The 13,950-nt window shown below is 57.8% G+C and carries 14 protein-coding genes; 6 read left to right on the plus strand and 8 right to left on the minus strand.

The annotated features are described in order from the left end of the window. The first annotated feature begins 23 nt into the window (after positions 1-23). The 6 genes from prfB to NITLEN_RS10780 all read left to right on the plus strand — a co-directional run bounded on the left by prfB (position 24) and on the right by NITLEN_RS10780 (position 6,484). Positions 24-1,164, plus strand: a protein-coding gene (gene prfB, locus NITLEN_RS10755; protein ID WP_181416796.1) for a peptide chain release factor 2 whose coding sequence is annotated in 2 segments (ribosomal slippage) — positions 24-92 and positions 94-1,164 — 1,140 coding nt in all. Because the reading frame shifts where the segments join, the coding sequence is not laid out codon by codon here. 17 nt (positions 1,165-1,181) lie between these two features. Continuing rightward, entirely contained in the window at positions 1,182-2,663 is a 1,482-nt protein-coding gene (gene lysS / locus NITLEN_RS10760; protein WP_121989614.1) for a lysine--tRNA ligase, read from the plus strand. A 12-nt stretch (positions 2,664-2,675) separates the two neighbouring features. Further along, positions 2,676-3,947, plus strand: coding sequence for a lipoprotein-releasing ABC transporter permease subunit (locus NITLEN_RS10765; protein ID WP_181416824.1), 1,272 nt, complete (start codon positions 2,676-2,678; stop codon positions 3,945-3,947). A 38-nt stretch (positions 3,948-3,985) separates the two neighbouring features. Continuing rightward, on the plus strand, positions 3,986-4,648 hold the full coding sequence (locus NITLEN_RS10770; protein WP_121989796.1) for an ABC transporter ATP-binding protein: 663 nt from the start codon (positions 3,986-3,988) through the stop codon (positions 4,646-4,648). A 77-nt stretch (positions 4,649-4,725) separates the two neighbouring features. After that, positions 4,726-5,847, plus strand: coding sequence for a conjugal transfer protein TraF (gene traF, locus NITLEN_RS10775; protein WP_181416797.1), 1,122 nt, complete (start codon positions 4,726-4,728; stop codon positions 5,845-5,847). Between the two features lie 16 nt (positions 5,848-5,863). Next, positions 5,864-6,484, plus strand: coding sequence for a hypothetical protein (locus tag NITLEN_RS10780; RefSeq protein ID WP_121989617.1), 621 nt, complete (start codon positions 5,864-5,866; stop codon positions 6,482-6,484). 53 nt (positions 6,485-6,537) lie between these two features. Here NITLEN_RS10780 and trpA read toward each other — a convergent pair whose 3' ends face one another. The 8 genes from trpA to NITLEN_RS10820 are packed head-to-tail and all read right to left on the minus strand — an operon-like array spanning position 6,538 to position 13,795. Next, entirely contained in the window at positions 6,538-7,335 is a 798-nt protein-coding gene (gene trpA, locus NITLEN_RS10785; RefSeq protein ID WP_121989618.1) for a tryptophan synthase subunit alpha, read from the minus strand. After that, on the minus strand, positions 7,332-8,525 hold the full coding sequence (gene trpB / locus NITLEN_RS10790; RefSeq protein ID WP_121989619.1) for a tryptophan synthase subunit beta: 1,194 nt from the start codon (positions 8,523-8,525) through the stop codon (positions 7,332-7,334). Before trpB ends, trpA begins: the two co-directional genes overlap by 4 nt. A gap of 45 nt (positions 8,526-8,570) precedes the next feature. Further along, entirely contained in the window at positions 8,571-9,197 is a 627-nt protein-coding gene (locus NITLEN_RS10795) for a phosphoribosylanthranilate isomerase (protein WP_121989620.1), read from the minus strand. 16 nt (positions 9,198-9,213) lie between these two features. Next, entirely contained in the window at positions 9,214-10,038 is an 825-nt protein-coding gene (gene trpC, locus NITLEN_RS10800; protein ID WP_121989621.1) for an indole-3-glycerol phosphate synthase TrpC, read from the minus strand. Positions 10,039-10,041: 3 nt separating this feature from the next. Continuing rightward, on the minus strand, positions 10,042-11,058 hold the full coding sequence (gene trpD / locus NITLEN_RS10805; protein ID WP_121989622.1) for an anthranilate phosphoribosyltransferase: 1,017 nt from the start codon (positions 11,056-11,058) through the stop codon (positions 10,042-10,044). A 23-nt stretch (positions 11,059-11,081) separates the two neighbouring features. After that, entirely contained in the window at positions 11,082-11,645 is a 564-nt protein-coding gene (gene pabA, locus NITLEN_RS10810; protein ID WP_121989623.1) for an aminodeoxychorismate/anthranilate synthase component II, read from the minus strand. A gap of 4 nt (positions 11,646-11,649) precedes the next feature. After that, complete coding sequence (gene trpE / locus NITLEN_RS10815; RefSeq protein ID WP_121989624.1) at positions 11,650-13,146, minus strand: anthranilate synthase component I; 1,497 nt, start codon at positions 13,144-13,146, stop codon at positions 11,650-11,652. A gap of 10 nt (positions 13,147-13,156) precedes the next feature. After that, positions 13,157-13,795, minus strand: coding sequence for a LysM peptidoglycan-binding domain-containing protein (locus NITLEN_RS10820; RefSeq protein ID WP_219999440.1), 639 nt, complete (start codon positions 13,793-13,795; stop codon positions 13,157-13,159). Positions 13,796-13,950 lie beyond the last annotated feature (155 nt).

A 13,950-nucleotide genomic window follows, 5' to 3' on the forward strand; every position in this document is an offset into this window, starting at 1 on the left:
TGTAAGTCGAAAGGACACGAGTCATGTTAGACGAGGTGCGGAGTCGCGTGCAGACAGTCGGCGTGCAGGTCTCGGAACTACGGGGGCATCTTTGACCTCGCTCGCATGACCGCTGAGCTCGAAGAGCTCGAAGCCAAGATGGGCGTCCCGACATTCTGGAACGACACCAAATCAGCCGCATCGACCAGCAGAAAAAAAGTCACGATTGAGCGCGAGCTGATCCAATGGCGCGAGATCGAGGCGAAGCTCGGCGATCTTCACGCCTTGCTGGAATTAGCGGAGGAAGGTCAGGACGCCTCCCTTGAACAAGAACTGACGACCGAGCTTCATCGCCTTGAAACCACGCTGGCCACGCTCCGCGTCGAGATGCTCCTCTCCGGAGAACTTGATTCGAACAATGCGATTATGGCCATTCATCCCGGCGCCGGCGGCACCGAGTCGCAGGATTGGGCGCAGATGCTCCTGCGCATGTATGTTCGATGGGCTGAAACCAAAAAGTTCAAGGTAGAAACATTGGATCTGCTCCACGGCGACGAAGCCGGCATCAAAAGTGTGACCATCTCTGTGACGGGCCCCTATGCATACGGGTACTTGAAGGCTGAAGCCGGCGTGCACCGCCTGGTGCGCATCTCTCCCTTTGATGCCAACAAGCGGCGCCACACCTCCTTTGCCTCGGTCTTCGTCTATCCGGAACTCAATGATGACATTGATGTCGTCATCGACGATAAAGAGCTGAGAATCGATACGTTTCGAGCCGGCGGCGCCGGCGGCCAGAACGTGAACAAGGTTGAGACGGCGATCCGGATTACGCACATTCCCACCAACATCGTGGTGCAATGTCAGAACGAGCGATCGCAACTTCAGAATCGCAACGGCGCGATGAAGATTCTCAAAGCCCGTCTTTTCGAAGTGGAGCAGAAAAAGAAAGAGGCGGAATTCAACGCCATCGTCGGCGAGAAGAAAGAGATCGGCTGGGGCAGCCAGATCCGCTCCTATGTGTTCCAGCCCTATCAAATGGTCAAAGACCACCGGACGGCTCATGAAACCGGGAACGTGGCGGCAGTCATGGACGGCGATCTGGATACATTTATTGAAGCGTATTTGAAGAAGAAGATGGCCGGAGCGCTCCTCGCCCCGACCACGGCCGGCACGGATGAGGATTAACAGGACACGGAACGACCATGGATGAATTGAACGAACAACGACAGCAACGCATCAAGAAACTCGATCAATTGCGCGCCGGCGGCGTGGCCCCCTACGGCACTCGCTTTGAGATCAAAGACCGCGCGGGCATGCTCATCAAGCTGCATTCCGAGAAATCCAAGGAAGTCCTGGAAGAGGAAAAGATCAGCTGCACCTTCGCCGGCCGCGTCGTCGCACTGCGCCGGTTCGGGAAAGCCGGCTTTGCCGTCATACAAGACGGCGCGGACCGCTTGCAGGTCTATCTCAAAAAAGATCTCCTCACCGAACAGTCGTACATGGTAACGGAACAGCTCGACCTGGGTGACTGGATCGGCGTCACCGGCACTCTCTTCCGCACCAAGACCAATGAATTCACCGTAGAAGTGCGCGAACTCACGTTCTTGAGCAAAGCCCTTCGGCCATTGCCTGAAAAGTGGCACGGGCTCACTGACGTCGAAACGCGCTACCGGCAACGCTATGTCGATCTGATTGCGAATCCGGACGTCCACAGTATCTTCGCCACTCGCAGCAAAATCATCGCGGGCATCCGGTCCTACCTGATCGAGCGCGGATTCCTGGAAGTCGAAACCCCGATGATGCACCCCATCCCCGGCGGCGCGGCGGCGAAGCCTTTTGTGACCCATCACAACGCGCTCGGCATCGATCTCTACTTGCGCATCGCGCCGGAGCTGTACCTCAAACGCCTCATCGTCGGCGGCTTTCCCCGCGTATTCGAAATCAATCGCAATTTCCGCAACGAAGGCATCTCCACAATTCACAATCCTGAATTCACCATGCTGGAGTTCTACGTCTCGTACGCCGACTATCAGGACTTGATCGTCCTGACCGAGGACATGGTCTCCAGTCTGGCTCAGCAGCTGCTCGGCAAAACTGTGATTGAGTACCAGGGCAAAGAGATTACTCTCACACCACCCTGGCGACGCTGGTCCTACCACCAGTCCATTCTGGAAGTGAACAAACTGGATCCATCGGTTCTGCAAGACAGGGACAAGGCCGCCGCTGCCGCAAAATCGCTCGGGCTCCAGGTCGATCCCAAGGCCACGCTCTTCAATATTGTGAATGAGATCTTCGAGGAAACCGTCGAGCCGAATCTGATTCAACCGACCTTCATCACCGACTATCCGATCGAAATCTCTCCCCTCGCCAGGCGGAAAGATTCCAATCCCGCGCTTACCGACCGGTTTGAGCTCTATATCGCCGGGCGGGAAATCGCGAATGCGTTCTCAGAGTTGAACGACCCGCTCGATCAGCGAGAACGGTTCGAAGGCCAGGCCGCGCAGCGTGAAGCCGGTGACGAAGAAGCGCATCTCGTCGATGAGGATTTCCTGCGCGCATTGGAATACGGCATGCCGCCGACCGCCGGCGAAGGGATCGGCATCGACCGCCTGATCATGCTCTTCACGAATCAGGCGTCGATCCGCGATGTAGTCCTCTTTCCTCAACTCCGGCCGGAGAAATAAGCGCCCATGTCGATGCCGTATGAAATCTTTGTCGGCCTCCGTTATCTCCGCGCCAAGCGGCGAAACCGGACGATCTCCCTCAACACATTTGTGTCGATCGCCGGGATTACCCTCGGCGTGGCGGCCCTGATCGGAACCGTCGGCATCATGACCGGTTTCAAAGAGGACATTCAGGCCAAGATTCTCGGGACCACGGCCCACATCATTGTGCAGGACCGGATGAAAGACGGCATGGCCGACTACGAACCGACCACGAAACAGATTGAAGCCGTCCAAGATGTCGTGGCTGCCACCCCGTTTGTCCTTAAGCAGGTCCTGCTGACAACGCCCAACGGCGTCCAAGGCATCGTGCTCCGCGGAATTGATCCGCAGCGGGAAGGGCAGGTCACTGAGATCGCCAAGAACCTCGGCACCGGCGAACTATCGGATCTGAGCACGCCCGTCAAAATAAAGCAGCCGCCGGCCGACGATCCTACCGGTCCGGCCGTTGAGATGGAGAAACCGGGAATCATCCTTGGGAAAGAGCTGGCGATGCGCCTCGGGGCGTTCGTGGGCGACACCGTCACTGTAGTCTCGCCCGTCGGCCCGATCAGCGCCATGGGCATGGTCCCGAAGATTCGCACGTTTGTCGTCGTCGGCCTCTTTCACTCCGGCATGTATGAATACGATTCGTCGCTGGCCTATATCGATCTCGCCGAGGCTCAGAAGTTCTTCAATATGGGGGCAACGGTTTCTGGGATTGAAGTCAAAGTGACCGACGTGTTTCGCGCGAACGACATCGCCCACAACATCGAAGGCTCACTGGGATTTGTGTACAGTGCCAGAGATTGGATGCAGATGAACCGCAATCTTTTTTCAGCGCTGAAGCTGGAAAAGACCATGATGTTTCTGCTGCTGGTTCTGATCACCATTGTCGCCTCATTCAACATCGTCAGCACGCTCACGATGATCGTCACGGAAAAGCAGAAAGAGATTGCGATCCTGAAAGCCATGGGCGCCACCAGGAAAAGCATCCGGCGCATCTTCATGCTGAACGGCCTCATCATCGGCTTCAGCGGCACGGCCATCGGCATTCCCTTGGGCTATGCCTTCCTCTGGCTGATCCAGACCTTTTGGACATTTGACCCGACCGTCTACTACATCTCCAGAATTCCCGTCCACGTCCAGGCACTCGATGTGCTCCTCGTGGCCGGCTCCGCGATCCTCATTAGTTTTGCCGCGACCGTCTACCCGTCGCTCCAGGCGGCCAAACTCGAACCAGTTGCGGCCCTGCGCTACGAATGACCACCACGCCTACACCCATGACCGAAGAGAACTATCCGATGATCCGAATCACGAACCTGCACAAATCCTTCACCATGGGGTCGCAAGAACTCACGGTGCTCAAGGGAATCGATTTGGAAATCCCTCGCGGGCAAATGGTGGCGATCGTCGGAGCGTCAGGCGCCGGTAAAAGCACCATGCTCCATATCATGGGCATGCTCGACCGGCCTACCACCGGAACCGTCTACTTCGACAATCAGGACCTTTTCAAGATGTCCGAGGCGCAGCAGGCCGAATTCCGCAACCGCCGCATCGGCTTTGTCTTTCAATTTCATCATCTCTTGCCCGAATTCACCGCGCTGGAAAACGCCTGCATGCCAGCGCTCATTCAGCGGCGCCCCATTGAGGAGATTGAGCAGGAGGCCACGACCCTGCTGCAGGAAGTGGGATTGGGACAGCGGCTTCATCATAAGCCCGGCGAGTTATCCGGCGGCGAACAGCAACGAGTGGCCGTCGCCCGGGCCCTCTTGCAGAAACCCGACCTCGTCCTCGCCGATGAGCCGACTGGAAATCTTGACACGCACACAGGTGAATCTCTCTTCGGCCTGCTCCGGGATTTGAACCGAACCCGCAAAACGACCTTCGTGATTGTGACCCACAACGACAAGCTCTCCGCCCAATCCGACCGCATCATTCACATGCAAGATGGAATGATCGTCTAAGTCTTGACGGACATGGTCGAGATCCCTAGACTGCAAAATTATTGCGGAGTGCGCTCCGCTTCATGCGAGACAAAGCTATGAAACATCTATTGATTCGCACTTTGTGGTTGGCAACACTCGTGCTGATTTCGAGTCCGGTCCTCGCCGGAGAGTTTGTCGTGGTCGGCCCGCGAGCCGCCGGCATGGGTGGCGCCGGAGTGGCGATTACGACAGATGCCCTCGCTACCTATTGGAATCCGGCCGGCCTGGCCATGACGCAGACGGTGGATATCCGGCTGCAAGCCACCGCGCAAGGCACGGATCGCCACGGTCTTGTCCGGGCCCTGAAGGATATAGAAGATCTTGATTTGAGCAATGCGGCCAATGCCGGGCGAGCGAATGACTTGGCCAATCGACTCAATCGCCCCGGCGCTTCGCTGTCGGCAAGCGGCGCCGCCGGCCTCTATTTTAAAGGCCACTTCGGAGAGCATGCCTTCGGATTCAATGTGTCGGATGTGGCGACGAGCGGAGGATTTATTTCGCGGCCGGTAACGGCCACCGGAGCCGGGCCGATCACCGTCGACGGGCAAATGGCGCTTCGCGGACTTGAAGCAAGGCAGGCGGCTTTTTCTTATGCCTATGCCTTTGCGGATAAGACCTTCGCGATTGGAATCACGGCGAAAGCTATTCAAGGTGCAGCCTACTCCGGGTCCGCAACCATCAACGGCCAAGACGTGACGCTCTCCGACAATTTCGGTAAATCCAAGCTCTCAACGGCTTTTGGAGTCGACGTTGGTGCGATCTACCGTCCGGCATCATGGCTCCGGTTGGGCATCGTGGCGAAAGACCTCAACCAACCGGAATTCGATGCCCCGGACGGCACAAAGCTCAAAATCGTCCCGCAAGTCCGCGGCGGCGTGGCCGTCAACCCCTATTCGAGCCTGACGCTTACCGCCGACATGGATGTCACTTCGAACAAGACGTTTGTCCCAGGCCTGAAGAGCCAAGTGCTCAGCGTGGGATTGGAACAGACGATCTTAAATGAGTTTCTGTCCTTGCGTGCCGGTGCTTACAAGAACGTGCAGGATGCGGGATCGACGATCACTCCGACTGCAGGGTTTGGTCTGCGCATCTTCGCCTTTCGAATGGATTTCGGCGCAGGGTATGACTTCCGCGAACAAGGGATATTGGGCTCTCTCTCCCTCTCTTTGACATTCTAATGGTATACTGAACGTTATGATGTTGTTGAATAAGCCCCTTCGACAGGTTTTGCTCGCGAGTGCAGTGCTTCTCACGCTGGCCGGCTGCGGTGGTCTTCAGGAAACGTGGGAAGGCCCCGGCGCCCGAGTGTTTCGCCCTCAGTCCATCGCGGTGTTGCCTCCCATGGCCAGCCAATACGACAGCGCGCGTGAGGATATTCAAGAAGTCCTCGCGGGGTCGCTCAGCAAGACAGGACGGATCGAACGAGTCGTCCCGGCCGAGCAAGTCACTGATATCTTTCAGGGATCAAAAGAAGCGTTTGACTCGCTGGTGTTCTATTTCTCTCGGCTTGAAATGACCGGTCAATCGGACAAGGAATCGGCGATCAAGCTGGGCAAGTCGCTCAATGTCGAATCATTTCTCGTGATTCGAATCAATGCCTGGGAGTATTCGAGAAAAGAAGGCGACAATGTCGGTCGTGTCGGTCTGAGCATGCGTCTCATCGATGCCACAACCGGAACGACCGTCTGGAAGGCCAGACACGAGAAGGCCAGCAGTTATATGTTCTTCAAGCCGAATCTGAAGGACGTCGCGGCTGAATTGACCGATGAGATGATCAAGTACATGCCGCCATCGACAAGCTCCGGCAAGCGGTAGACCCTCGCTTATCCAACAGACTCGTCCAAGAACCAGTCCCCATCCTAGACACTCTAGTTCATCGCCGTTTTCAAAGATGCGACAAAGCGGCCGACTTTCTCCGGCATGTCTGAGGATTGCTGGTGCGCCGCAATTTGCTTCACGATCGCACTTCCGACGATGACTCCATCCGCCATGGCCGACACCGTGGCAGCATCTTCCGGCGTTGACACACCGAATCCGACTGCGACCGGCGTCTTGGTCACCTTCTTGATCTTGCCGACGTTCTTACCGACTTCCGCCATGTTTTGAATCTTGGCTCCGGTAATCCCGGTGAGCGAGACATAGTAGAGAAATCCTTGAGATTCCTTGGCGACATATTCCCGCCGTTCCGTCGTACTGGTGGGCGCCAAGAGGAAAATCAGTCGCAAGCCAGCTACCGCCGCCGGACCTTTCAACGGACCCGCTTCATCGGGCGGCATGTCGGGCACGATCAGCCCATCAACTCCCGCCTCCCCTGCCGCACGGCAAAATGGCTCCACCCCCATGGCATGGATCGAGTTGTAATAGACCATGAGCACGATCGGAACCTGGGTTCGCATCCGGAGCGACTTCATCATGGCCAAGATCTTCTTGAGCGACGTCCCGCTTCGCAGCCCTCGTTCTGCCGCCAACTGGATGACCGGACCATCGGCGATCGGATCTGAAAACGGGACGCCAAGCTCAATGATGTCGGCTCCTGCTTGCTCGATCTCCACGACCAGCCGCTCGGTATCAGCCAAGGTCGGATCGCCGGCCATCAGATAGGCAATCAACGCTTTCTTATTTTCCTGGCGCAAGCGCTGGAAGGTCGATTCAATCCGTCCGGTCATAGCGTCACCCCCCGCATCCGCGCCACCTGCTGAACATCCTTGTCTCCACGCCCGGAAAGATTGGCAATGATGACGTTGGATTTCTTGAGCTTCGGAGCCAGCTTCACAACCTCGGCGATAGCATGCGCACTTTCCAGCGCAGGCACAATCCCCTCCACTGTCGCCAGCAGATCGAAGGCGGCCAATGCTTCATCGTCAGTGGCATAGGTGTATTGAACACGTTTCAAATCGTGATAGAGGCTGTGCTCCGGTCCCACGGCTGCATAGTCCAGCCCCGCCGACACCGAGTGGGTCAAATTAATCTGCCCGTCTTCATCTTGCAGGAGATACGTCATCGTCCCCTGGAGTACGCCAGGCTTTCCGCCGAAAAAGCGCGCGGCATGTTTTCCGCTTTCGATGCCGGTGCCTCCCGCCTCGACGCCGATCATCTTGACCTTCTTATCGCCGAGAAAGGCGTGGAACAATCCGATGGAATTGCTTCCCCCGCCGACACAGGCCACCAGATAGTCGGGCAACTTGCCTTCCGCAGCGAGAATCTGTTTACGGGCTTCCTGTCCGATGATCGCCTGAAAATCTCGGATCATCATCGGATAGGGATGCGCGCCCAGCACCGAGCCGAGAATATAGTGAGTTGTACGCACGTTCGTGGTCCAGTCTCGCATGGCCTCGCTGATAGCGTCCTTGAGCGTTCGGCTGCCGGCGTCGACGCCGGTGACTTTCGCACCGAGCAAGCGCATCCGAAAGACATTCAGCGCCTGCCGCTGCATATCCTCCGTGCCCATGTAGATTTCGCACTCCAGGCCGAACATCGCGGCTGCCGTCGCCGTGGCCACACCATGCTGCCCTGCGCCAGTTTCGGCAATGATCCGGGGCTTCTTCATCCGCATCGCCAGGAGTACCTGGCCGATGGCATTGTTAATTTTATGCGCGCCGGTATGGCAGAGATCTTCTCGCTTCAAATAAATTTTGGCGCCGCCAAGTTTCTTGGTCAGCCGCGAGGCAAGATACAGCGACGTCGGCCGCCCGACATACTGCTTGAGATAGTAGGCCAACTCCTGGCGGAACCCGCGATCTTTCCGAGCCGCCGCATATTCCTGCTCCAGTTCAAGCAGCGCCGGCATGAGCGTTTCCGGAACATAGCGGCCGCCGTAGGGGCCGAATCGTCCATGGCTGTCAGGGACCTTCTTCATCGCAGTCCGATCCTTTCAGATGATCGCGAAGTATAATGTGACGTCTCAAGCCGAGACAAGCCTGGCGGCCTGGATAAACGCTTGCACCTTGGCATGATCCTTCTGTCCCGGCCGTACCTCGACACCGCTGCTGACATCGACGCCATAGGGGCGCACCTGGCGAATCGCCTCCGCCACGTTGTCGGGCGTGAGTCCTCCGGCAAGAAGAATTCTGGACGCACGAGCCGCTTCGGCCGCCAAGGCCCAATCGACGGTCTGTCCCGTGCCACCGTAGGCCTGATCGGAAAAGGCGTCCACCACGAATGCGCGGACGTTCGCGCGCCCTTGAAACTCAGCCAGCGCCAGAAATGTTCCACGGTCTTTGAGCCGCAGGGCTTTCATGGACGGACGCCCCAGTCCTTCGCAATAGACCGCGGACTCGTCGCCATGCAATTGAGCCAGCGCCAATCCGCACTCGTCCATAAGTCGCCGCACAACCGTGGCCTCTTCGTTGACGAACACGCCGACCGTCGCAACAAACGGCGGCAATCCATCAATGATCCGCTTGACCACCGCCGCTTCGACGAAGCGCGGGCTCTTGCGATACATGATGAACCCGAGCGCATCGGCCCCGGCCTCAACAGCTACCCGCGCATCTTCCTCGTTGGTGATCCCGCAGATTTTGACTTTCACGTGGAACGCATCACTTTCACTGGGTATTGACTGACTCCGTTGTCCCGCGAAGCTCCGCGATCTTCTTCTCGATACTCTCGGATTTAATCAGCGACTCACCGACCAGCATGGCATGCACACCGGCTTCTACCAGCTTCACTACGTGCTCGCGCGTATGAATGCCGCTCTCGCTGATAATGATCTTGTCGGACGGAATGCGTTTGGCCAGCCGGAACGTCACGCCCAGATCCGTCGTAAACGTCTTCAGATCCCGATTGTTGATGCCGATCATGCGGGCCGTCGGGATCCACTCCAGGACCGTATCCAATTCCCGTTCATGATGCGTTTCAAACAGCGTATCCATCTTCAGTTCGGTGGCCAGCGCATGAAAGTCGATGAGCTGACGCTTTTCCAATGCGGCCACGATCAGCAGCACCGCATCGGCGCCATGAGCCCTGGCTTCATAGAATTGGATATCCCCCACCATGAATTCTTTGTCCAACGCCGGCATGGGTAGCGCCTTCTTGATCTCTGCCAGATACCGCAGATCACCCTGGAAGAAATCTTTATCGGTCAACACCGACAAGGCCGAAGCTCCGTGTTCATGGTACGCGCGCGCAATACGGAGATAGTCAAAGTTGTCGGAAAACTCGGGACGCAGCAGACCGAGACTCGGCGAAGCTTTTTTCACCTCGGCAATCAGGGCCGGACTTGTCGCCGTCCGCGTCGCATCAAGCGTCACGGCAAATCCGAGCGGCGGCGACGCATCCCGAATGGCGGATTTGAGATCGGCCAGGTAGCCGCGACTCTGCTTGTGCCGAAGTTCTGCTTTCTTATGCTCGAGAATCTGATCCAGGATCATGCGTTACGACACTTTCTTCGTCCAAGCCACCAGCCGATCGAGTTTCTCTGCTGCGGCGCCGGTATCGAGCGCCTCCTTGGCGACTCGCAGCCCGTCTTTCAACGTCTTCGCCCGCTGGCCTGCGACAATCGCAGCCGCCGCATTCAGACAGACAATGTCGCGCGTCGGCCCCTTCTTCCCTTGCAGAATGTCTCTCGTGATCCGGGCATTCTCTTCGGGCGTTCCACCGGCGATTTCCTTCTTGTGCACACGGGGCAGATCGCATTCCTCCGGCGTCACAAAATAGTTGGACACGACCCCGGCTTTCCCTTCGGAGACTTTCGTACGGTCGCAGACCGTGAGCTCGTCGAGCCCGTCCATGCCATGCAAGACAAAACAATGTTGGGAACCCAATTGCACCAGGACTTTCGCCATCACCTCGGTCAGTTTCGCATCATAAACTCCGAGGACCTGGTGTGTGGCCCCAGCCGGGTTGGCCAGCGGGCCGAGGACATTTAAGAGGGTGCGAATCCCCATTTCCTGTCGCGGCACCGCGCAATGTTTCATGGCACCATGAAAGAGCGGCGCATACAGAAAACCGATGCCCACCTCATTGATACAATTCGCGACGCGCTCCGGCTGAAGATCGATCTTCACGCCCAATGCGCTCAGCACGTCCGCGCTTCCCGACCGGGACGACACCGACCGGTTCCCGTGTTTCGCCACCGTGAGTCCGGCGCCGGCTACCACAAACGCCGCGGTCGTCGAAATATTGAAGGTGTGTCCGCCGTCACCGCCCGTTCCGCAAGTGTCGAGCACGATCGAACTGCCGACTTGGATTCGCGTGGCCCGGGCGCGCATCGCACGAGCCGAGCCGGCGATCTCATCCACCGTTTCACCTTTTTGGCGAAGCCCCATCAGATAGGCGGCGATCTGCGCCGAGGTGGCCGCGCCGTCCATGATTTCTGACAGCACCTCCTCCGCTTCCTGTTCGGAAAGGTCTGTGCGGTCGGCCAATTTCGCGATTGCGTCTTTGATCATGGGAAACGGACAGTCCGGCAAGACTAGAGTTTCAAGAAGTTTCTCAGCAGATCTTTCCCGGCCTTCGTCAAAATCGATTCCGGATGGAATTGCACACCCTCGACCGCGAGCGTCCGGTGACGCAGTCCCATAATTTCACCGTCGGCGGTCTTGGCCGAAATCTCCAGACAGTCGGGAAGATTCTTGGGATTCACCAGCAGCGAGTGATAGCGTGTCGCCTCAAAGGGATTCTGTAATCCCTGGAAGATCGTTTTTCCGTCGTGCGAAATCATCGACGTCTTCCCATGCATCAACCGCTGGGCCCGGATGACTTCACCGCCGAACGCCACGCCTAACGACTGATGGCCGAGACAGACGCCGAGAATCGGCATGCGTCCGGCGAATTGGCGGATCGTCTCGACGGAGACGCCGGCTTCTTTCGGCGTGCAGGGACCCGGTGAAATCACAATACGACTGGGCCGAAGATCTTCGATCTGCTGCACGGTGATCTTGTCGTTCCGATGCACCTGCACATCCTCACCTAACTCACCGAGGTATTGCACCAGGTTGTAGGTAAAGGAGTCGTAATTGTCGATCATCAAGAGCATGACGCTACTCCAGCCCCTGTTCGGCCAACTCGATGGCTTTCATCATGGCGCGCGCTTTATTGCAGGTCTCTTCGTATTCGTGTTCGGGATTCGAGTCCGCCACGATACCCGCGCCGGCCTGAATGAAAGCTCGCCGCTTGGCGACCACGACCGTGCGGATATTGATGCACATGTCCATATTACCGGAGAAGCCGAAGTAGCCGACCGCGCCGGCATAGGGTCCTCGCCTGGTCGGTTCCAGTTCTTCGATGATTTCCATCGCGCGAATTTTCGGGGCCCCCGACACCGTGCCGGCCGGGAAACAGGCCTGCAACACATCGTAGATGGTCTTCCCTTCGGCCAGTCGGCCGCTCACGTTGGACACAATATGCATCACATGTGAGTAACGCTCGACGTTCATCAGCGATTCGACTTTGACGGAGCCGCTCTCGGCCACCCGCCCGACATCGTTCCGCCCTAGGTCCACGAGCATAATATGCTCGGCCCGCTCCTTCTGGTCGGCCAGCAGGCGACGCTCCAGTTGCTCATCCTCATCGGCGGTGGCGCCGCGACGGCGCGTGCCGGCGATCGGGCGAACCGATATCTGCCCGTCTTCGCATCGCACCAGAATCTCCGGCGATGACCCCACCAATTCGACACCCGCAATCCTGAGGTAGTACATGTACGGGGACGGATTGACGACCCGGAGTGCGCGATAGAGCTGAAACGGCGTCGCATGAAGCTTCGTCTCCCAGCGTTGCGAGAGCACGCACTGAAAGATATCGCCGGCCTTGATGTATTCCTGCGTCAGGCTGACCATTTTCTCGAAGTCGGCCTGGCTCATATTCGGGGTAAAGGTGATCGGCGTCCGCCGACGCTTGGGCGTTGCCCGTCGCAGCGGCCGGCGCAACCGGGCGATCATCCGTTCAATCCGCGCGGTGGCTTGACGATAAGCCTGCCGGATGGCCCGCTCCGATTGCGATGCAACATGGGCATTCGCGACCACTTTAATCTTCTGCGCGACATTGTCGAAAATCAGCAGCGTGTCGGTCAGGAGAAAGGCAAACTCCGGAAGATTCAAACTCTCCTTCCGGCGAAACGAAATACTCTCAAACGTACGGACCATGTCATACCCGAGATATCCGACGGCTCCCCCGACAAACCGGGGAAGCCCGGGAACGGTCACGGGGCGATACGTCTCCATAAACTCCCGCAGGCGATCCAGCGGGGCGCCATGGCAGGCGATGCGGCGGGTGCGCTTCCCGTCCTTGATCAGAAGATCTCCGCGATCTTCCATCATAAGGATCGGCGACCCGCTGCCCAAGAAGGAGTAGCGGGCCCACTTCTCCCCTCCCTGCACGCTTTCCAGCAGGTATGCCGACGGACCGTGGTCGATCTTCGCAAAGGCCGAGACCGGCGTCTCATAGTCCGCGAGAATTTCCCGGTACAAGGGAATGAGGTTGCCCTCCTTCGCGTACCGGCGAAACTCGTCCAAGCTAAGCGAATACGTTGGCGTTGCCATACCTGCGGAATTACTCCATCCCGACGGTGAGTTTCTGCCCCACTTCGATAATATCGTCCGGCAGTTTGTTCCACTTTTTCAGCTTATCGATCGACACCCCGTACAGGCGGCTGACGCGAAACAACGTTTCCCCTGGCTTGACCACGTGAATCGTGGCTCCTGCTTTGACGCCTGGTTTGGTCGCTTCCGCCCGGGGAAGCAAGTCGGCCATCTCTTTCGTTGAATCCTTCAGGAGCGCCTCTGTCTCACGTGAGAGCGCCGCCAATTCATCGACCTTCTTGGACTTGGCCGCTGCGGATGGGACCGACTTCCGCATGTCCAGCATCGCCTTCCGCTCCAGCATGGCCGACTCCTTCACCGCCTCGGTTTCCTCCTGGAGCCTGCCCATCTGCTCGCGCGCCGACTGAACTTGCGCAGCCAACTCGCGGTTCCTCGCCTCGAATTCCACTAATTCTTTTTTCGTTCGCTTGGCTTCGCTGTCGAGCTCGGCCGTGCGTTTTTCTTCTTGCGCCAACAAACGCTGGAAATTCAGACTCCGCGCCTTCTCCGCATTGTACTTTTCTTCCAACACCACGCAGCCGTTGAGCAACAGAGTGCCGCACAATACGAGAACACCGGAACCCACCATCTTGTAAGTCTGATTCATCACTCGACGCTCCTCCCTCTTCATTGTCCACTTTTGCCGCCGAAGCCTGTCGCTCCTGAATCGGCCATCCCGCCCCTCTTAATACCCTCTCCGTACACAACCGGGGAGTCACTAAGAATACGGTTCAACGCCGTGAAAGTCAAAGCGAATTGGGGCGG

It is taken from the genome of Nitrospira lenta, from assembly GCF_900403705.1.
Classification (GTDB): domain Bacteria; phylum Nitrospirota; class Nitrospiria; order Nitrospirales; family Nitrospiraceae; genus Nitrospira_D; species Nitrospira_D lenta.

Bases quoted from the DNA above. Each gene is read 5' to 3' on its own strand.
- traF (WP_181416797.1), top strand. From the start codon at position 4,726: ATGAAACATCTATTGATTCGCACTTTGTGGTTGGCAACACTCGTGCTG.
- NITLEN_RS10765 (WP_181416824.1), top strand. From the start codon at position 2,676: ATGCCGTATGAAATCTTTGTCGGCCTCCGTTATCTCCGCGCCAAGCGG.
- trpD (WP_121989622.1), bottom strand. From the start codon at position 11,058: ATGATCAAAGACGCAATCGCGAAATTGGCCGACCGCACAGACCTTTCC.
- NITLEN_RS10780 (WP_121989617.1), top strand. From the start codon at position 5,864: ATGATGTTGTTGAATAAGCCCCTTCGACAGGTTTTGCTCGCGAGTGCA.
- trpB (WP_121989619.1), bottom strand. From the start codon at position 8,525: ATGAAGAAGGTCCCTGACAGCCATGGACGATTCGGCCCCTACGGCGGC.
- pabA (WP_121989623.1), bottom strand. From the start codon at position 11,645: ATGCTCTTGATGATCGACAATTACGACTCCTTTACCTACAACCTGGTG.
- trpA (WP_121989618.1), bottom strand. From the start codon at position 7,335: ATGACCGGACGGATTGAATCGACCTTCCAGCGCTTGCGCCAGGAAAAT.
- trpC (WP_121989621.1), bottom strand. From the start codon at position 10,038: ATGATCCTGGATCAGATTCTCGAGCATAAGAAAGCAGAACTTCGGCAC.
- lysS (WP_121989614.1), top strand. From the start codon at position 1,182: ATGGATGAATTGAACGAACAACGACAGCAACGCATCAAGAAACTCGAT.
- trpE (WP_121989624.1), bottom strand. From the start codon at position 13,146: ATGGCAACGCCAACGTATTCGCTTAGCTTGGACGAGTTTCGCCGGTAC.
- NITLEN_RS10770 (WP_121989796.1), top strand. From the start codon at position 3,986: ATGATCCGAATCACGAACCTGCACAAATCCTTCACCATGGGGTCGCAA.